At 68.0% G+C, this 19,329-nt stretch carries 13 protein-coding genes; 11 read left to right on the forward strand and 2 right to left on the reverse strand.

Going from position 1 to position 19,329, the window contains the following annotated elements:
• Positions 1 to 52: 52 nt before the first annotated feature.
• The 10 genes from D7Y04_RS01120 (at position 53) to D7Y04_RS01165 (ending at position 14,318) form a co-directional block, all read left to right on the forward strand.
• Entirely contained in the window at positions 53 to 1,633 is a 1,581-nt protein-coding gene (locus tag D7Y04_RS01120; protein WP_121758055.1) for an alpha-amylase family glycosyl hydrolase, read from the forward strand.
• 82 nt (positions 1,634 to 1,715) lie between these two features.
• On the forward strand, positions 1,716 to 2,810 hold the full coding sequence (locus D7Y04_RS01125) for an ABC transporter ATP-binding protein (protein WP_120594704.1): 1,095 nt from the start codon (positions 1,716 to 1,718) through the stop codon (positions 2,808 to 2,810).
• A 20-nt stretch (positions 2,811 to 2,830) separates the two neighbouring features.
• The gene (locus D7Y04_RS01130) at positions 2,831 to 4,054 is read left to right on the forward strand and encodes an extracellular solute-binding protein (RefSeq protein WP_121758056.1); all 1,224 of its coding nucleotides are present in this window, start codon (positions 2,831 to 2,833) and stop codon (positions 4,052 to 4,054) included.
• Between the two features lie 13 nt (positions 4,055 to 4,067).
• A complete protein-coding gene (locus tag D7Y04_RS01135) occupies positions 4,068 to 6,116 on the forward strand; it encodes a carbohydrate ABC transporter permease (RefSeq protein WP_121758057.1) in 2,049 nt (682 codons plus the stop codon).
• Between the two features lie 3 nt (positions 6,117 to 6,119).
• Positions 6,120 to 7,007 carry a sugar ABC transporter permease gene (locus D7Y04_RS01140; protein ID WP_121758058.1) on the forward strand — a complete coding sequence of 296 codons (888 nt, stop codon included), beginning with the start codon at positions 6,120 to 6,122 and terminating at the stop codon, positions 7,005 to 7,007.
• A gap of 57 nt (positions 7,008 to 7,064) precedes the next feature.
• The gene (locus tag D7Y04_RS01145) at positions 7,065 to 8,039 is read left to right on the forward strand and encodes a glucodextranase DOMON-like domain-containing protein (protein ID WP_121758059.1); all 975 of its coding nucleotides are present in this window, start codon (positions 7,065 to 7,067) and stop codon (positions 8,037 to 8,039) included.
• A 142-nt stretch (positions 8,040 to 8,181) separates the two neighbouring features.
• Positions 8,182 to 10,386, forward strand: coding sequence for a hypothetical protein (locus D7Y04_RS01150; protein WP_121758060.1), 2,205 nt, complete (start codon positions 8,182 to 8,184; stop codon positions 10,384 to 10,386).
• 146 nt (positions 10,387 to 10,532) lie between these two features.
• On the forward strand, positions 10,533 to 11,612 hold the full coding sequence (locus D7Y04_RS01155) for a glucodextranase DOMON-like domain-containing protein (protein ID WP_158627439.1): 1,080 nt from the start codon (positions 10,533 to 10,535) through the stop codon (positions 11,610 to 11,612).
• Positions 11,613 to 11,693: 81 nt separating this feature from the next.
• Entirely contained in the window at positions 11,694 to 13,055 is a 1,362-nt protein-coding gene (locus D7Y04_RS01160) for an AHH domain-containing protein (protein ID WP_121758062.1), read from the forward strand.
• Between the two features lie 12 nt (positions 13,056 to 13,067).
• Complete coding sequence (locus tag D7Y04_RS01165; protein WP_121758063.1) at positions 13,068 to 14,318, forward strand: imm11 family protein; 1,251 nt, start codon at positions 13,068 to 13,070, stop codon at positions 14,316 to 14,318.
• Here the strand turns inward: D7Y04_RS01165 and D7Y04_RS01170 are convergent.
• Positions 14,315 to 15,979, reverse strand: coding sequence for an alpha-amylase family glycosyl hydrolase (locus tag D7Y04_RS01170; RefSeq protein ID WP_120594711.1), 1,665 nt, complete (start codon positions 15,977 to 15,979; stop codon positions 14,315 to 14,317). The two genes, D7Y04_RS01165 and D7Y04_RS01170, sit on opposite strands and share 4 nt — an antisense overlap.
• Before the next feature lie 90 nt (positions 15,980 to 16,069).
• On the opposite strand from D7Y04_RS01170, the gene D7Y04_RS01175 reads away from it, so the two are divergent.
• A complete protein-coding gene (locus D7Y04_RS01175) occupies positions 16,070 to 17,407 on the forward strand; it encodes a DUF4032 domain-containing protein (protein ID WP_121759233.1) in 1,338 nt (445 codons plus the stop codon).
• Positions 17,408 to 17,409: 2 nt separating this feature from the next.
• On the opposite strand, the gene D7Y04_RS01180 is transcribed toward D7Y04_RS01175, so the two are convergent.
• A complete protein-coding gene (locus D7Y04_RS01180) occupies positions 17,410 to 19,242 on the reverse strand; it encodes a metallophosphoesterase (protein WP_171813303.1) in 1,833 nt (610 codons plus the stop codon).
• Positions 19,243 to 19,329: the final 87 nt, after the last annotated feature.

A 19,329-nucleotide genomic window follows, 5' to 3' on the forward strand; every position in this document is an offset into this window, starting at 1 on the left:
CCTCCCCTGCCCACAACCTGACGCTGCCTCCCACCGCGGTGGGTGGCGCCCGATGTTCCAGGGCCTTGTCGCCCTGTGTCTGGCGGGGTGCGCCACAGCCGCCCCTACTCCGACGCAGCCCGCGCCGGAGGCCGCCGCGACGCAGCCCGCCGCGCCCGCTCCGGAGGCTCCCGAGGCTCGGACGACCCCCGCCCCCGAACCCGTGAAGGAGGCTGCTCCGGCTTCTGAGAAAAAGGAGCCCGCGCGGCCCTGGGCGGACGAGGTGCTGTACTTCGTGGTGGTGGATCGCTTCGCGGACGGCGACCCCTCCAACAACGAGAAGGGCGACGTGAAGGCGGCGGGCACCTTCCACGGCGGCGACCTGAAGGGGCTCACCGCGAAGCTGGATGAGCTGTCGTCGCTGGGCGTGACGGCGCTGTGGGTGACGCCGCTCTTGAAGCAGATCCCGGGCTTCGTGACCGGCTCTGGCTTCCCGGACTGGGGCTACCACGGCTACTGGGCGGACGACTTCCAGGCGTTGGATCCGCGCTTCGGCACGGAAGAGGACTTCAAGGCGCTGGTGGACGCGGCGCACGCTCGCGGCATCCGCGTGCTGCTGGACGTCGTCTACAACCACCCGGGCTACAACTCGCGCTACCTGAAGGACCACCCGGACTGGCTGCGCTCGGAAGACAAGGGCACCTGCGGCTCGGATGACCTGACGTCGTGCGTGGCGGGCCTGCCGGACTTCAAGACCGAGCGTCCGGAGGTGGCGAAGTACCTGCTGGACGTGCAGATCGACTGGGCGAAGCGCTCTGGCGTGGACGGCTTCCGGTTGGACACCGTGAAGCACGTGTCCCACGACTTCTGGAAGGAACACCGCCGCCGCACGCGCGCGGAGATCTCTCCCGACTTCTTCCTGCTGGGCGAGCTGTGGGGCGGCGACGTGGAGGGGCTGGCGCCGTACTTCACCCCGGACGAGATGGACGCCGGCTTCGACTTCGCCTTCCAGGGCAACGCGCTCGGCTTCGTGCAGGGCCGTGGCCGCGCGGTGGCGTTCGACCGCTACCTCCAGTCGCGCGCGAAGGTGACGCCGGGCCACCACCTGTCGCACTTCCTGTCGTCGCACGACGTGGACGGGGCGCTGCACCAGCTGCAGGGCAACGTGCCCCTCTTCCGCCTGGCCGCCACGCTGCAGCTCACCACGAGCGGTATCCCCGTCATCTACTACGGCGAGGAAGTGGGCCGCGCGGGCGGTGACTGGCCGCAGAACCGCAGCGACATGCCGTGGGGCAAGCAGGCGGTGAAGCCTGGCGCGGGAAAGAAGCGCGACGAGGCATTGCTCGACTATTACAAGCGCCTCATCGCCATCCGCCGCGCGCACCCGGCCCTGTCACGGGGCACGCACTCGCCGCTCTCCACGGAAGGCGACGTGTATGTCTTCCAGCGGCGCGACGAAGCGTCCGGCGACACGGTGGTGGTGGCGGTGAACCGCGCCAAGACGAAGGGCGCGGTGTCGGTGCCGTGGCCGGAAGGTTGGAAGGGCGTCGGCGAGGTGGAGGATCTGCTGAACGGAGGGCGGACGAAGGCTGGCGCCACGCTGGATCTGGCGCTTCCGCCGCTGTCCGCGCGCATCCTCGGACGCGTGCCGTGAGGCACCCGGCGGTGCATGCGCAGAACCTGACCCGGACGTGCTGTTGTCACCGGCGCGAGCGGGGCTCTTGCTGGAGGGCCTGATGGCCGGCGTGTCGTTCAAGGACGTGGCGAAGCGTTACGGAGACGTGTCGGTCATCGAGGGGCTCAACCTCGATATCCGCGACCATGAGTTCATGGTCCTCGTGGGGCCGTCCGGTTGCGGCAAGTCCACGGCGCTCCGGATGATCGCTGGCCTGGAGGAGATTTCGGGAGGCACCATCTCCATCGGTGAGCGCGCGGTGAACACGCTGCCGCCGAAGGACCGGGACGTCTCCATGGTGTTCCAGAACTACGCGCTCTATCCGCACATGTCCGTGCGGCAGAACCTGGAGTTCGGCCTCAAGATTCGCAAGACGCCCAAGCCGGAGATGGACAAGCTGGTGGACGAGGCGGCGGAAATCCTCGGCATCACGCACCTCTTGGACCGCAAGCCCAAGGCGCTGTCCGGCGGCCAGCGTCAGCGCGTGGCCCTGGGCCGCGCCATCGTGCGCAAGCCGGCGGTGTTCCTCTTCGACGAGCCGCTCTCCAACCTGGACGCGAAGCTGCGCGTGCAGATGCGTTCGGAGATCAAGAAGCTCCAGCACCGGCTCCAGGTCACGTCCGTCTACGTCACGCACGATCAGATCGAAGCCATGACCATGGGCCACCGCATCGCGGTGATGAAGGACGGCAAGCTCCAGCAGCTGGGCACCCCGCTGGAGGTCTACGAGAAGCCGGTCAACGTGTTCGTGGCGCAGTTCATCGGCACGCCGCCCATCAACATGCTCTCCGCCACGCTGGACGCGGACGGTGCGTCGTTCTCCGGTGACGGCTTCAAGCTGCCGGTGCCGCAGAAGCTGCGCGCGGCGACGGCGGGCAAGGGTGGACGCAAGGTGAAGGTGGGCCTGCGCCCGGACAACGTCCTGCCCGCGGGCAACGTCGCGCGCGGCGAGTCCGCGCCCGCGGAGGCACGCGTGGAGCTGGTGGAGCCGCTGGGCAACGAGCTCATCGTGCACGCCCGCCTGGGAGACAACCCGCTGGTCTTCCGCCTGCCGCCCCAGGCCACCCCGGAGCCCGGCGCCGCCCTTCCCCTGACGGTGGAGCTGGAGTCCCTGCATCTCTTCGACGCTGAATCCGAGCTGCGGCTTTCCGTTTGATATCCCGGAGGATTTTCTCAATGACGCACCTGCGAACGTTGCTCGCGGCCCTCTGTCTGTGCGCAGTCGGCCTGTTGCCCGTCCCGTCCTTCGCCGCCACGGAGCTGGTGCTCTGGCACGCCTACCGCGCGGAGGAGAAGGCCGCGCTGGAGAAGGTGGTCGCCGAGTACAACAAGGCCAACGAAGGCAAGGTCAAGGTCACCACGCTGGCGGTGCCGTACGACGCCTACGCGGACAAGATTTCCGCCACCGTGCCGCGCGGCAAGGGCCCGGACCTCTTCATCTTCGCGCAGGACCGCCTGGGCGGCTGGATTGAAGCGGGCAACACGGTGGAGCCCATCGACTTCTTCCTGGATGACGCGACGAAGAAGCGCTTCATCCCCACGACGATGGAGGCGATGACCTACCGCGGGACGGCATACGGCCTGCCGCTGAACTACAAGGTCATCACGCTCATCTACAACAAGAAGCTGGTCCCCACGCCGCCCAAGACGTCCGGCGAGATGGTGACGATGGCCAAGAAGCTCACCGACGCGAAGGCGGGCCGCTTCGGTCTGGCGTACGCGTACAACGACTTCTACTACCACGCGGCGGTGATGAACGGCTTCGGCGGCGGCGTGTTCGACGCGAAGAACGCCCCCACGATGAACTCGCCCGCCAACGTGAAGTCGGTGGAGCAGGTCCTGAAGTGGAAGAACAAGGACGGTATCCTCCCCGCGGAGCCCTCCAGCGCGCTGATCACCTCGCTCTTCAACGAGGGCAAGGCCGCGATGGTGTTCTCCGGCCCGTGGTTCCTGGGCGAGGTCTCCAAGGACGTGGAGTACGGCCTGGCCCGGCTGCCCACGCTGGATGAGAACAAGGGCACGCCGCTGAAGCCCTGGATGACGGTGGAGGGCGTGTACGTGGCCGCCCCGTCGAAGAACAAGGAAGCGGCCTACGACTTCGCCAGGTTCCTCACCGACGCGGGCCCCGGCAAGACGCTGGCCCTGGAGGGCCGTCAGAGCCCCGCGAACCAGGCGGTGTACCAGGACGCGAAGGTGGCGGCGGATCCGCTGCTCAAGGCAATGAAGGACCAGGTGGACGTGGCGGTGCCCATGCCCAACCTGCCGGAGATGTCGATGGTCTGGACCCCGGCCACCAGCGCGATGAACACCGTGTTCAAGAACACCGCCACCCCCAAGGCGGCGTTGGACTCGGCCCAGAAGAGCGTGGCGAAGGACGTCGCCGGCCTGCGCAAGAAGTAAGTGAGGAGCTGAAGTGAGCCAGAACGCCCCCCAGCAGCCCCCTTCCGCGGCCGGTGCCCCCACGCCGGCCTCCACCGCCCCGAGCAGTTCCGTGAAGGACCCTTCGACTCCGGGGCCTTCCGGCCGTGCGGGCGGCTACCGGGGGCGAGTGCTGGTGGGGCTCGCCCTGGCGCTGGGCGTGTCCCTGTTCCTGGCGCACGGCCTGCTCGCGCGCGCCAACCAGGAGCGCGCGGCGGAGCGCGAGCAGCGCACGGCCACCGTGTCCCTGCTGGGATTGGCGGACCTGGTGCAGCGCGCGGGCGGCACGGGCGACGGCGTGAAGGCCGTGGTGGCGGGCTGGCCGGGCGTGCCGGGAAGCTCCGTGCGCGTCATCGCCTTCAGCGGCATCAAGCTGGAGGCGTCCACCTTCCCGGATGACACCGGGGACAAGGCGGCGCCGCGCCGGCTGTCTCGCGAAGAGAAGCCGCTGTACGACCGCGGTCAGCGCCTGCGCGCCGCGGTGGAGACGAACCGCGAGGAGGGCAGCGCGCGCAAGGCGGAGGTGGAGTCGGAGCTGCTCGACAACGGCGCGAGCCGGCTGCTCTCCGCGCCCGTGGAGGTGGACGGACAGGTGGTGGGCTCCGTGGAGTCCCTCACCCCGGCGGTGGTGAAGGGGGAAACGCCTTCGTGGACGCCGGTGCTGCTGGCGTTCCTGCTGCCGCTGGCTGCGTGCGCGGGGGCGGCGTTCGCGCTATCGCGTCAGGGTGTGCGCGTGGCCGTGGCTGCGGCGTTGTTCCTGGCGGGCCTGGGTGGCTACACCGTCTATTCGCTGCGCGCGCTGGATGCGGAGCTGCGGCAGACGGAGGACGCGGTCAGCGCGGAGCTGCGCACGCGCGGCGAGAAGGCCCAGGCGCTCATCACCGCGAACAATCTCAACGCGGAGCCCGCGCTGAAGCCCGGCGCGTGGGACGCGGACGCCATGCGCCGTCCGCTGGGCAAGCTGACGGAGTCCGGCGCGCCGGATGAGGCCAAGCTCTCGGCGGCGGGCGCGCAGGTGCGCGGCAACGCGAGCAAGGCGCTGGGCGCGCTGGGCGTGGTGGGGCTGGCGGTGCTGCTGTTCATCGGCCTGGGCGCGCTGCACCGCGCGGTGGCCACGGCGGTGGAGCACCGGCAGGCCTACGCATACATCCTGCCCGCCATGGTGGGCATGGTGGTGCTGGTGTTCTTCCCCTTCGCCTACGGCATCACGCTGTCGTTCACGGACGCCAACCTCTACAACAGCAGCCAGCCGCTGTCGGAGTTGTGGGTGGGCTTCCGCAACTACGTGGACATCCTGGGCGACTTCAGCTTCGCGAAGACGGCGGCGGACGGCTCGCTGGTCTTCAACTACCTGAACTTCTACTACACGCTCCTGTTCACCATCGTGTGGACGGTGACGAACGTGACCATCGGCGTGACGGTGGGCCTGTTGCTCGCGCTGGCGCTCAACGTGCCGAATCTGAGGATGCGGCCGGTGTACCGCGTGCTGCTCATCCTGCCGTGGGCCATGCCCAACTACATCACCGCGCTCATCTGGAAGGGCATGTTCCACCAGCAGTTCGGCGTGGTGAACCACGTCATCCGGATGTTCGGTGGGGACGGCCTGGCGTGGTTCGACTCGCCGCTCACGTCGTTCTTCACGGCGCTGGCCACCAACGGATGGCTGTCCTTCCCGTTCATGATGGTGGTGTCGCTGGGCGCGCTGCAGTCCATCCCGGGTGAGCTCTACGAAGCGGCACGCGTGGACGGCGCCAACCGGTGGCAGCAGTTCACCGCCATCACGCTGCCCGCGCTGAAGCCCGCGCTGGTGCCCGCGGTCATCCTGTCGGTGGTGTGGACCTTCAACATGTTCAACATCATCTTCCTGGTGACGGGCGGCGACCCGGGCGGCTCCACCGAAATCCTGGTCACCCAGGCGTACAAGTTCGCCTTCGAGCGCTACCGCCACGGCTACGCGGCGGCGTACTCCACCGTCATCTTCGGCATCCTGCTGCTCTACAGCATGGTGCAGAACCGCATGAGCCGCGCCACGGAGGCCGCGTAACCCATGGCGCTCTTCTCTGAACGTCGCGAAGGCATCTCCCACCTGCCGCTGCACGTGGTGCTGGTGACCTTCACCCTCTTCACCATCTACCCCATCCTCTGGGTGGTGAGCCTGGCCTTCTCCGGCAAGCAGAGCCTGGCCATCGCCACGCTGCCGGAGAACCCCACCTTCTGGGATCGGCTGCGCGCGGTGACGCCGTGGCCGGAGACCTTCAGCGTCTCCAACTTCGCGTCGGTGATGGCGGATCAGCCGTTCGCCAAATGGATGCTCAACAGCGCCATCGTGGCCATTGGCACCACGGTGCTGGGCGTCTTCATGGCGTGCACGGCGGCGTATGCCTTCAGCCGCTTCAAGTTCCCCGGCCAGCGTGCGGGCATGATGGCGTTCCTCGTGTCCCAGATGTTCCCGGGCACGCTGATGCTGATTCCGCTCTACATCATCCTGGTGCAGTGGCTGGGCCTGGGCAGCAGCCGGCTGGGCCTCATCATCGTGTACGCCACCACGTCCATCCCGTTCAGCGTGTGGATGCTCAAGGGCTACTTCGACACCATCCCCAAGGACCTGGAGGAGGCGGCGCTGATGGACGGTGCGTCTCCGGGGCGCATCTTCTGGAGCATCATCCTGCCGCTGGCCAAGCCCGCGGTGGCGGTGACGGCGCTGTTCAGCTTCATGACGGCGTGGAACGAGTTCATCCTCGCGGCGACGTTCATGGACCAGGAAGCCATGTACACGGCGCCGGTGGGCCTGCGCTTCTTCGTGGGCGGCTTCAGCCAGCAGTGGGGCTACTTCGCGGCCGGCTCCATCATCGTGTCCGTGCCCGTCGTGTTCCTCTTCCTCTTCCTGCAGAAGTACCTCGTCTCCGGGCTCACCGCCGGTGGCGTGAAGGGTTAGTCCCTCGGTCTTTCTTCGCAGTCCTTTCGTCTGTCGTTGCAAGGAGCAAGCACCCCCATGATCAACCCCCGCATCGCAGTCCTCACCCTGGCCGCTTCCCTGTCCGCGGCGCCGGCCCTGGCCGACAAGGTGCAGTTCAAGGATCCCACCGGCGACGACAAGGGCCCGGGCAAGTACACCTACCCGACGGACCCCGTGTACAAGGCGGGCTCGTTCGACCTGACCGGCTTCAAGCTGGACCAGGGCGGCAACAAGACGGACGTGGAGATCCAGCTGAAGGCGTCGCTGGAGAACCCCTGGAAGATGGCGGACGGCTTCTCCGTGCAGGAGGTCTTCATCTTCATCGACACGGACCACAAGGTCGGCAGCGGCTTCACGGACAGCCCTCCGGGCCTGAACGTCTCCTTCGCGCCGGAAGACGCGTGGGACAAGGTCATCATCATCTCGCCGCAGGGCTCGTCGCGCGTGCGCGCGGAGGCCAACAACAAGGCCGGCGCGATGAAGGGCGCCGTCGTGGTGCCCACCAAGGTGCGCGCCTCCGGCAACAAGATCACCGCCACGGTCATGAACTCCGACCTGGGCGCCGGTGACCCCTCCACGTGGGGCTACCAGGTCGTGATGCAGTCCAACGAGGGCTTCCCCGCGGACAACGACCTGCTCACCCGCCGCGTCAACGAGTACGAGGGCCAGCACCGCTTCGGCGGCGGCTCCGACTTCAACTGCGATCCGCACGTGATTGACGTGCTCGCGGGCCAGGGCAAGGGCGACAGCTCTGAAATCAAGGCTCAGTACGAAATGCTCTCGTACGAGTGCGCGGGTGACGGTTCTGCAACGAAGAAGGCCACGCTGAAGATGGTCTCTGGCGAGAAGCGCCCGGCGGCGCAGGGTGGCGCGGCGGCGGCTCCCGCGGCTCCGGCCCCGGCTCCCGAGGCGGCTCCCGCGGCTCCGGCCCCGGCTCCGGCGCCCACGCCGGCCGCTCCGGCTGGAACGACGGTCGCTCCGGCGCCGACGACGGCCACGCCGACGAAGTAGTCGGTGGCGGACTGTTCAAAACAGTCCGTTTCAAGGTTTGATGCAACACGGGGAGGGCTGCCGCGGAGGTCCCGCGGCGGCCCGGGAGAGGGGATGACCCCCCTCTGGTTCAAAAGCTTTCGAGAAGGGTTTTCCGGACATCATGAAGAATCGCAAGAACGTGGTGCGGGGAGCGTGTGCGCTCACCGTGGCGGTCGGCCTCATTCCTGGGGCGGCCATGGCACAGGACAGCGGCCCCAAGCTCACCATTGGTGGCACGACCTATACGAAGTACCTCTGGGGCACGCAGCGCGACCAGGGCGCGATGTACAACTTCACCACGGTGCCCGGTGAAGGCTACGGCGACAACGGCATCGGCACGGAGCTGGAGCTCCTGCTGAACGCGAAGATCTCCCCGCAGGTGGAGGTCAACGGCCGCATCCACAGCCGCTTCAACCAGAACTTCTGGACGAACTTCGGCGGCTTCGGTGGCCGGAACCCGCCGACGCCGGACTGCACCGCGGGCGACTGCGGCGAGTTCGACCCCCGCTCCAACCAGTACATCAAGCTGCGTGGCATGTCCGTGACGCTGCGTCCGGGCTACCTCATCGACTCGGCGCTCATCGGCGCGACGGACCTGGGCCAGTTCGACCCGTTCGTCATCGGCCGCGTCCGTTACATCGACCGCGACAACGCGGCGGCCATCATGCTGCAGGGCTCCAACTTCGAGCGGCGGCTCACGTGGGACGCGGCGCGTATCTCGCTGCCCCGCTTGTGGGCGGGCCCGAACTTCAGCACGGGCGCCTTCCACGCGCGTGACGCGGCGTACGGCTTCCAGGCGAAGTACACCCCGAACGAGCTCTTCGACGTCGGCGGCATCTTCCAGTACGCCAACGACCAGGAAGTGAACGTGGAGGACACGAACGTCGACGACGGCCGTGACCTGACCCCGCGCTACCGCAACGGCGTGGGCGGTCTGAAGGCGGGCCTGCACATGGGCTCGTGGCTGGACGTGCGCGGCGCGGCGTACACGTCGTACTCCAACGCGGACCCCATCCTGTCGCCGGCGAACTTCGGCGGCATCGGTGGCTACAGCGCGGTGCTGGCTGGCCGTCACACCGACCAGACGTACATGCTGAACGCGTCCCTCAACGACCCGCTGGACGTGGGCCTGTCGCTGAACTTCCAGCTGTTCAGCATCGGCGCGGACTACGTGGCCGTGATGGCGAGCCGCCGCGAGGCGGACGTGCTCCTCACGGAAGGCCATGACGGCAGCTTCGCGTTCCCCGGCCCGTCCAACGCGTCCTACGGCATCTACAAGGGCAACCCCACCCGCATCGGTTACGGCGGTTGGACGAGCGAGGCCCAGCAGGTCGCGACCATCAACGTGGACAACGACTTCACGGACTTCGACGAGCCCATGGCGGAGACGGCCATTGGTTGGAAGGGCGTGACGGCGAACCCGGTCTACGCGAACGGCGCGCTGGAAGTGGGCGGCGAGTACTCGTTCATCACGTACAACACCAACTGGCAGGCGTACGGCGACGCGTCCAAGTCGCTGAACGAGAGCCAGTACCCGGGCACGGAGCTGGACTCCGGCGTGGGCCACAACTACCGCACGGCCTACCAGCCCTTCCAGGACAAGAAGACGCACCTGATCGCGCTGCGCGCCAAGTACGTGGTGGACGTGCTGAAGGGCATCGATGTCTTCGGCAAGTTCAAGTACATCCACGAGACGGACAAGCGCATGAATGATCCGCGCTTCCTGCCCTACGCGTCGGGCGCGTGCGCGGGCGGCGGCGTGGCGTGCGACAACACGCTGGTCAACGAGTACAGCGCTGGCAACAGCACCTCCGGCATCTACAGCAACCCGAACGTCGTCACGAACAGCCAGGGCGACACGGGCTACCAGTTCAAGCCGTTCGATAACCTCGCGGACGACGACCGCCTGCTGGACTACACGACGTTCACGGCTGGCGCGGGCTACCAGTTCACGGACGACCTGTACGTGTCCGCCAGCTACTCCAAGTTCTTCGCGGACCTGCTGGACGGCAACACGGCGTTCCAGGCGTACAACAACCACGAGATGGCGTCCGGCAAGCACAACAAGAACCAGGTGCTGGTGAAGGCGCGCTACATCCTGTCCGGCGTGGAGTTCGGTCTGGAGGGCCAGTACGCGTTCGGCACCTTCCGTCCTGACTTCGGCGACGGCTACGTGGTGCAGTTCGCGGACGACACCATCGCGGCGGACCACGGCGTGGCGGTGGGTTCGCGCGGCTTCACCAACCGCAACGGCGGTTGGAACACCCTGGAAGAGCGCAACTTCGAGCAGATGCGCGTCAAGGCGTTCATGAAGGCGCAGTTCTAGTCACCGCGCGCTCCGCTTCGAGCGGGGCACGGGGTTGACGCGAGTGGGAGCCCGGGGCGCCTGTGAAGGCACTCCGGGCTCCTTGCGTTTGGGGCACCGCGCGATACACCTGACGGGCCGTCCCTTCGTGCATGAGGTGCCCTTCCATGTTCGTGCGTTCCCGCGTGTCCGCGCTCCTGCTCGCCTCCACCCTGGCCGCGTGTTCTGGCGGCAAGACGCGCGAGGACGCGCTGCTGTTCCGGCTGACGGATCCAGTGGGGGATGACCACGGCGACGGCGAGTTGCTGTATCCGCGCCGCACGGACCTGGGGCGTGGGGATTTGGACGTGGTGTCGGTGGCGGCGTTCGCGGACGACGAGGCGACGCGGTTCGAGGTGACGTTCGCGCACCCCATCGCGAAGCCCTCGCGCGCGCAGTCGGTGGACCTGGAGGGCGCGACGGTCGCGGAGCGGGCCCGGCACGGCTTCTACACGTTCAACGTGGACCTGTACGTGGACCAGGACCGGGTGCCCGGCTCCGGGCGCATGGACACGCTGCCGGGGCGCGGGCTCACGCTGGCGGCGGACTCCGGGTGGGAGAAGGCGGTGGTGCTGACGCCGCGTCCCTATGAGGCGCGTGAGGCCCTGCGCAAGACCTGGCGGCAGGCGGCGCTGGATGCGTACGAGAAGAAGTCCGGAGGGATTGGCGGCAAGGTGGAGTCGGACCTGAACGCGGCCACGGAGCAGGAGCTGGAGGCGCGGGTGTTCTTTCCCACCCTCATCCAGGTGAGCGGGCGCACGGTGGTGTTCCGGGTGCCGGACCGCTTCCTGGGCGGACACGCGAGCGCGGACTGGGGCTACGGCGTGGCGGTGACGGGCGCGACCATCGAGCGGCGCGTGGCGCTGGGCGGGATGTTCGGTGGGGACACGAACGCGAACCCGCGGCTGATGGCGATGGGCATCGTGCCCGGGGAGCCGCCGTCGGGTGACCGCTTCGGTGGTGGGCGGAAGGGAGACCCCTCGCAGTCGCCGGTGGTGGACCTGCTGGTGGCGCAGGGGACGACGCAGGAGGAGGTGCTGGGGGCTTCGAGGCCGGCGTGGAGCGCGGTGGTGCCGTCGGGGAAGGCCGTGGCTGCTCCGGCGACCGCGGGCACGGTGGAGGACGCCGGTGTGACGGTGGACGCACCGGATGCGGGGGCCGTGGCCGAGGACGCCGGTGTCGTGGGTCCTTCGTCGCCCGCCCCGTGACGGTCGGTTCCCGCGCTGTGCGCGGGAGGTCCTGGTTGCGGTGAGTCCGCGCGGCCGAGGATGGATGCCTTGGAGGCATCCATGTCTTCGTGCCGGAGCTGGGCGGTCGTGGTGCTGCTGTTGTTGCTGGGCACGGGGTGTTCAGCGACGCGTGGCGTCCGGCTGAAGACGGGGCAGGGTGCTCCGGTCATCCATGTGCCTCGGGCGGAGGTCGAGCCCGTGGAGTTGGACGGGGATGTGTTCACGGAGGCGGTGCGGACGCTGGCGGAGGATGCGCCGGTGTCCCCGCTTCCTCGTGAGGACGCGTATCGGCTGTTCGCGGGCTCGTTCTCCTCGAAGGCCTATGCGCATGTGCGCGGGCGACTGGGACTGGTCTCCGTGGAGGAGACTCCTCGTGCCCGGCTGCTGGTGGAGGATGACGGCCGGGAGCTGGCGAGCGCTTATGGGCGGTGGTGCCAGCGCAAGCAGACACCGGGGGACTGTCTTCAGTTGCTGGAGGCGGGTTCCACGCTGGATGAGGACGGACGGCGTTCGCTGGCGTTCGCCATCGCGCTGGATTCGGTGTGGGAGGAGACGTCGGAAGCACTCGTGGGGATGACGGACCCGCGCGCGGTGCTCACCACCATTGTCGCGACGAGCACCGTGTACCTGGCGCTGTGGTTGCTGCCCGAGCCCGTGTCGAAGGGCATCGCGGCGACGATGACGGTGGTGCTCATCGCCTACCTGGGCATCGACACGGTGTGGAATCTCATCCAGGGATGGATCGAGTTGTCGGAACACGCTCGGGTTGCTCGGACGTTCGATGAGCTTCGCGATGCGGGGGAGGAGTACGGCGAGGTGATGGGGAAGAACGCGGCGCGGGCGTTCGTGATGCTGGCGCTGGCGGCGGTGGGCAGCACGGCGGAGACGTTCGCGGCGAAGGTCGCCACGCTTCCGGGTTCAGGGCAGGCCTCGCTGGTGGCCGCGGAGATGGGGGGCTTCCGGCTGGGTGCGGCGGCGCAGGTGGAGTCCGCGGCTGTGTCCTCCGAGGGCGTCGTCACCCTGGTGCTGGCTCCGAACGCTGTGGCCATGTCCGCTCGGGATGAGAAGAGTCCCGTCGCGAGTGGCGCGGATGCGGAAGGGCATGAGCACCACATTGCTTCCAATAAGTGGTGGAGTGCCACGAACCGTGGTGGCCCGTGGTCACCGCAGTTCCAGAAGATCTTCGACAAGGCCGGGATGTCGCTTGATGATCCCGCGAACAGGGTCCGTGTGCCGGGACACCGAGGACCTCATCCGAGGCAATACCACGAGCATGTCTTGGAGACGCTGGCCCGGTCGACTCGTACATGCAGCTCTCTGGCGAGCTGTCGGGCGCAGTTGATAAAGGCGTTGAGGGAACTCGCTGGAGAGATCGTCCAGAAAGGGTCGAGGCTGAATCGGATGGTCACGGGCCTGGAGTGACGAGCGGACACGATGGCAACGAACTATTTCACGCTCTCCGAGGATGTCGCTGAAGGGTTCTGGTGCCTGGGGCATCCGCTCGACCTGCAAGGGCGCGAACTTGATGACCCCTGGCAGTTCACGGGTGGAGAACCCGCGCATTTCAAGGACCCGATTCGGCTTCCATTGGACCTGGAGGGAGAATCTCGTGACTACTCACATGCGGCGTTCGGTACCCCGGTCGTCAATGCGAAGCTGGCAGCTCTCTTTCAGGAATTGGCTCCGACTGAAGTGGAGTTGATCCCCGTCGAAGTCGACTCTCGTGCAGGGCCGTACTTCATCCTCAATGCCCTTCGCACCATCCCGTGCGTAGATACCGAGGCTTCGGAAGAGGTTCACTCTTGGACCGAAGAGGATGAGATTCCGGAGAAGGTGGGCACACTCCGTTCCATCTACGGCATGCGCATCGACCCGTCGAAGGTGGGCGATGCGAAAGTATTCCGCCCCTCGGAGTGGGAGGTCTCCCTAATCGTCTCCGAGGAGATCAAGGACGCGATGGAGCGCGCGGGCATTACGGGCGCGAAGTTCGAAGCGGTCACCGGGCCGCCGACCTTCGACCCCGTTCGCCGCGCGGAGACGAAGCGGCGAGGCGAATTGTGGGACCAGGCTCGCCATGCCCGTAGAGCCGTGTGGCGTGGGCTCGGCACCATGTCGGACGACTTCTACATCCCTCCCGTCGTGGGTGGCCCGTGGCCGGGTGAACGACAGTGGTGGACGGCCATGCGCCGCGCTGACGGCGGCATGCTCATCGTGACCGACGGCCTGTCCGACCCGTTCAACGACATCCTGGATCGCCCCACCGCAGGCTTCGGACTGGAGCTCGCCATCGAGACCCCGGAGCCGCTCGGGGAGGTGTGGAAGAGCTGGCCGGTGCACCTGCTCGAACGTGTCGCCTATGAGGTCGCTGAGTTCGAGAAGCTCCGTGTCTCCCTGGCCAACGGCACGCTGTCCATGGAAGTGGACGGCGTGGGCATGCCCGAAACCCTTGTCACTCCCGAGGGCCGTGTGGCCGTGCTCATCGGCATGGAGACGGATTCGCTGCCCTCTCGCTTCTCGCTTCCAGGTGGCGAGGTCCGGCTCCTCACCGTGAAGGTGCTGATGCCCGTGGAGCTGAAGTGGCTGCTCCATCAGGGCAAGGGCGCGGCGGCGGAGCTCATCCGCCGCTTCAAGGCCGCGGGAGAGACGCACCTCTCCCGCTCGTGGCGTCAGCCTGTCGTCAGCTAGCGCAGCCGCCAGATGCCCGTGGAACGCGCCGGGATGCTGGCCTTCCATGCTCCCGTGCCACCCGAGAGCTGCGTCACTCCGGGGTCCACGAACAGCGGCTCCGCCGTGGTGGCCTCCACGTCGAACGGTCCCACCGACTCCTGCGAGGTGGAGAAGTTGTGGACCACCAGCACCTGCTCGTCGTCCAGCGTCCTCACGAACGCGAGCGTGCGCGACATTCCCGTCGTCGCCGTGAACAGCCGCAGGCCTCCGTTTCGCAGCGCCTCCGAACCCTGACGCGCGTGGATGAGCGAGCGATAGCGCGACAACAGCGACCCCGGGTTGCTTCGCTGCGCCTCCACGTTCGCCGTCTCCCTTCCGCTGGAGAACGCGTACCAGGGCGAGCCCGTCGTGAAGCCCGCGCCCGCCGCGCCGCTCCATGGCATCGGCGTGCGCTTGGACTCGTCGTTGTTGGCGTTACCGTTCCCCAGGCCCACCTCTTCGCCGTAGTAGAGGAACGGCGCTCCCGGCAGCGTCAGCAGCACCGCCGCCGCCAGCCCCAGCTTCGCCCCGTCGTTGGCGAACTGCGTCGCCAGTCGCACCTGGTCGTGGTTGGTGAGGAAGGGCGCGTCCGCCACGCCGGCCGGATAGTTGTTCTTCATCTCCAACAGCTTCGCCGCCACGCCTCCGCCGTTGCCCGCGTTGATGCCTTCAAGCACCCGCGCGGACATGGGGAAGTTGAAGTTGAGCGGCAGTTCGTCCCCGCCCGGCACCGTCGCCGTGGAGCCGTAGTACTTCCCCACCGACGGCGTCTCGCTCCAGGCCTCTCCCACCAGCACCGCGTCTGGCTTCACCGAACGCACGTGCGCGGAGAACTCCTTCCAGAACGCGTGCGTCTCCGGCGTGTCCGCCTGCCCCGCGCCGCCGCCCGTCTCGATGAGGTAGCGCGCGGCATCCAGCCGGAAGCCGTCCACGCCTCGCTGGAGCCACAGCGTCGCCAGTCGCTTGAACTCCTCGCGCACCGCGGGCGTCTGCATGTTCAGGTCCGGCATGCCGCCCCAGAAGACGCCGTAGTACCAGCCGCTGTTCTGCTGATGCCACGTGTTGGTCTGCGAGTAGATGTCCCACGGCTGCGCCCACGCCGGGTTGTTCCCGCGCCACTGATACCAATCGCGCTTCGCCGACTGCGCCGAGGACGCCGAGTCCACGAACCACGGATGCGATGAGCTGGTGTGGTTGATGACGAAGTCGAGGATGACGCGCATGCCCCGGCGGTGCGCCTCGTCACACAGCCGTTGCAGGTCCTCCAGCGAGCCGTATGCCGTCTGGATGCGCTCGTAATCCGTCACGTCGTAGCCGTGGTAGCTGGGTGACGCGAACACCGGCATCAACCACAGCGCGTCCACTCCCAGGTCGTCTGTTGTCGCCGGGTTGCCGTCGTTCAGGTAGTCCAGACGCGAGATGAGCCCCGGCAGGTCTCCGACTCCGTCTCCGTTGGAGTCCTGGAAGCTGCGGACGAACACTTCGTAGAACACCGCGCCCCGGTACCACGCGTCTCCCGCGGGCGCGGCGAGCGTGATGCTTCCAGGCGCGGACGGCGTCGGCCCGGGCGTAGGCGAGGAACCGGCGCAGGCCGACAGCAGGGCCGCGCTGCAGAGGGAAAGTCCGCGGAGGGGTCGCATGGCTTCTTCCTCTAACAGCGAACGTTCCACGCGGGCCAGCGCACCGCCCGGATGAAGCGCGCTCACCCGGACGGTAGGCTTGTGGCCAACATGTCTCACCCTGCTCGCCGCCTTCATTCCCTGCATATCCGGCAGGGGCACCCGGACTTCCTCGACCTTCCGTGGGAGCTGCCGCTGGAGGCGTGGACGGAGCGTTCACCGCGCGTGGTGGAGGTGCCGCGCGGTCTGTCCCGGCACGTGGTGGTGTTCGTCAGCTACGGCGCCACCATCTACGCCTTCAAGGAGACGCCCGCGCGCGTGGCGCAGCGCGAGTACGACCTCTTGCGCGGCCTGGAGGAACGCCGACTGCCGTCGGTGTGTCCCGTGGGGCTGGCGGTCCAGACGGAGGAGGGGCTGGAGGTCTCGCCCGGGGACAGGCCTGGATTGCTGATCACCCAGTACCTCGCGTCGTCGCTGCCGTACCGCGCGCTGTTCATGCAGCAGGGATTGGAACGCTACCGGTCGCGGCTCCTGGACGCGATGGCGGGCCTGCTGGTGCGGCTGCACCTGGGCGGCTTCTTCTGGGGCGACTGCTCGCTGTCCAACGTGCTCTTCCGCCGCGACGCGGGCGAGTTGCAGGCATACGCGGTGGACGCGGAGACGTCCGAGTTGCACGAGCAGCTCTCCGCAGGTCAGCGGGAGATGGACCTGCAAATCATGGAGGAGAACATCGCTGGCGGCCTGGCGGACCTGGCTGCTCGCGTGGAGTTGGCGGAGGAGCTGCCCCAGGAACTGGAGGCGTGGCAGGAGACGGCCGCGAGCATCCGTCAGCGCTACGAGCGGCTGTGGGCTGAAATCAACCGCGAGCTCATCCTCCAGCCGCATGAGAGCTACCGCATCCACGAGCGGATCCGCACACTCAACGACCTGGGCTTCTCCGTGGGCGAGGTGGAGCTGCTGGCGAGCGGGCAGGGCAGCCAGCTGCGCATGCGCACCATTGTCACGGACCGCGAGTACCACCGGCACCAGCTGCACTCGCTCACCGGCATCGTCGCGGAGGAGCGCCAGGCGAGCCTGCTGCTCAATGAGATGCAGGAGATGAAGGCCACGCTCACGCGCAAGATGGATCGCAGCGTGCCCCTGAGCGTGGCCGCGTTCCGCTGGCTGGACGAGCGCTACCACCCCACGCTGTCACGCCTCCAGAAAGACCTGGGCCGCGCGGCCGACACCGCGGAGCTCTACTGCCAGGTGCTGGAGCACAAGTGGTTCTTGTCCGAACGCGCGAAGCGCGACGTGGGCCTGGACGCGGCCGTGCAGGACTATGTGACGCTCACCCTCAAGCAGCCCGGCATCGCGCCATTGATCGAGGACACCTCGCGGGTCGCGAGCTCCAGCGCGGAGCCAGAAGAGGACTCGGACGCCCCGTCCTCCTCGCGCTCGGCCGAGTAGCATCAGCGGCAGACGCGGATGGGCGGCTCGATGAGGAACGGCTCGGTGGCCTTCGGGTCGTCCGGGTCGAACGCGGGCGACATGGGCCCCGCTCCGGTGGGCTTCCACTTGCGCGGCACGCGCTCCAGGCCCACGGGGTAGATGGTCAGCGCCCCGTCCTTGCCAATGCGCATGCGCAGGAAGTTCTTGAAGTCCGGCAGCGCGAGCGACCCGAAGGCCTCGTTGGAGTGCGCGCCGAAGAAGTTCACGCTCAGCCAGAGGTACAGGCCCGTGATGAACGGGCCCACGAGGAAGCCGCCCACGAAGGTGAACGCGCAGGAGAAGAAGAACTTGCCCGCCAGGTGCAGCCAGCCATCCGCGCAGTGCGCGCCATCCGGTGACAACACCGGACACACGCCCAGCTGGCTCACCGTGAAGTACGTGGCTCCCCACGCGATGAAGAACGCCGCCACGATGTGCGCCACGCCGTGCAGGACTCCCAGCAGCGCGCGCCATTTCCCCAGCGCCGCGTCCGCCAGCCCCGCGAGTCCTCCCATCGTCACCATCCCGAGGATGAGCGTCCACGGCCGGTTGACCATGCTGTTGGCCACCGCCGTCACCACCTCCGGCAGGCGGGAGAGGCCCAGCGAGCCCACCTCCGCGTAGGCCGCCAGCGCGAGCAGCAGGTACCACAGGCCGGTGATGAGCCCGAACAGCGGGCTGTAGCGGATGAGGAACAGGTTCTTGCGCGCGAGCTTCCGGGACGTGTCCTCGGTCGGGAAGCTCTTGCGCAGCGTGGAGCCGTCTCGCAGCACGGGCGCTGCCGGCGCGTGCGTGGGGTGCATGAAGGCACCGCCTCCGCCCGCGGTGATGCGGTGCTGGCCGGTTTCGTCCTCGTGCCGGCGGTAGTGGTGCAGGTCGCCCGCGAGGAATACAGCGATGCGCCGCCCGAGCACCTTCTCCTCCAGGTACTCCAGGTTGTTCTCCAGGTAGCTGCCCTTGTGGCGCCTGGCCGCAGCCGCCAGCACCCACGCGGGCTCCGCGTTGCAGAGGATGACGCGGTCGTCGGGGCCCATCTGCTCCGCGACGTGGCGGAAGTACTCCACCTGGGGCACGTCGATGTCGCTGTTGAGCTGCACGTCCGTGCCGATGAGCCACCAGTTCTTCGGCAGCTTCAGCGCGAAGTAGCTGCGGCTCTGCCGCGTGCGGCGCCCGGCCAGCCAGCGCTGCGCGCAGAACAGCCGCATGAAGGCGGACAGGCCGTCGTACCAGTCGTGGTTGCCCGGGATGACAAACAGGTCCGGGTGGGGCGCCTGCGAGCGGCGCATGGCGGCCTCGTAGGGCTGCACCGTGCGCTCCTCGTACGTCTCGCGGCTGGCGCCGGGGTAGACCTCGTCCCCGCCGAACACCAGCACGCGGCCTCGCGGCGTGATGTGCGCTGTCTTGCCGTCCTCTTCTGGGAGCCGTAGCTCTGGCAGCGCCAGCAGGCGCGCCACCGCGTAGGTGGAGTCCCAGCCGTCGCCGATGTCGGAGACGTAGTCGAGCCAGAAGTCGCCGTCCGCGCCGGACTCCTCCGAATAGTCGAAGTAGGGCTGCTGCGGCCGCACCACCGCTTCGATGAGCCGGTGGTCCGCTCGCGCCCCGAACACCGTGGCCACCACCGCGTCCAGGCCCGTGCGCAGCACCTGCGTGGGATGCAGCCAGCGCACCATGTCCGCGTGCTTCTGGGGCCTGGTGGCGGTGGCGGTGCCCCGCTCGCGCACCAGGTGCGGCGAGGGCGTGGGGCCTGGCTCTTCCCAGGGCGCGGGCGGGTCGTAGCGGCTGTCCTCCTCGGGCCGCGTGGGCTCACCGGCCATCGCGAGGACCCGGGACGGCGGAGGAAGGGGACGGGGCGGCGGGCGGCGCCAGCGTGGACCGGAGAGCCATGGACCCCTGGCTTAGCA

Origin of the sequence: Corallococcus sp. AB038B (assembly GCF_003668955.1) — a bacterium.
GTDB lineage: Bacteria > Myxococcota > Myxococcia > Myxococcales > Myxococcaceae > Corallococcus > Corallococcus exiguus.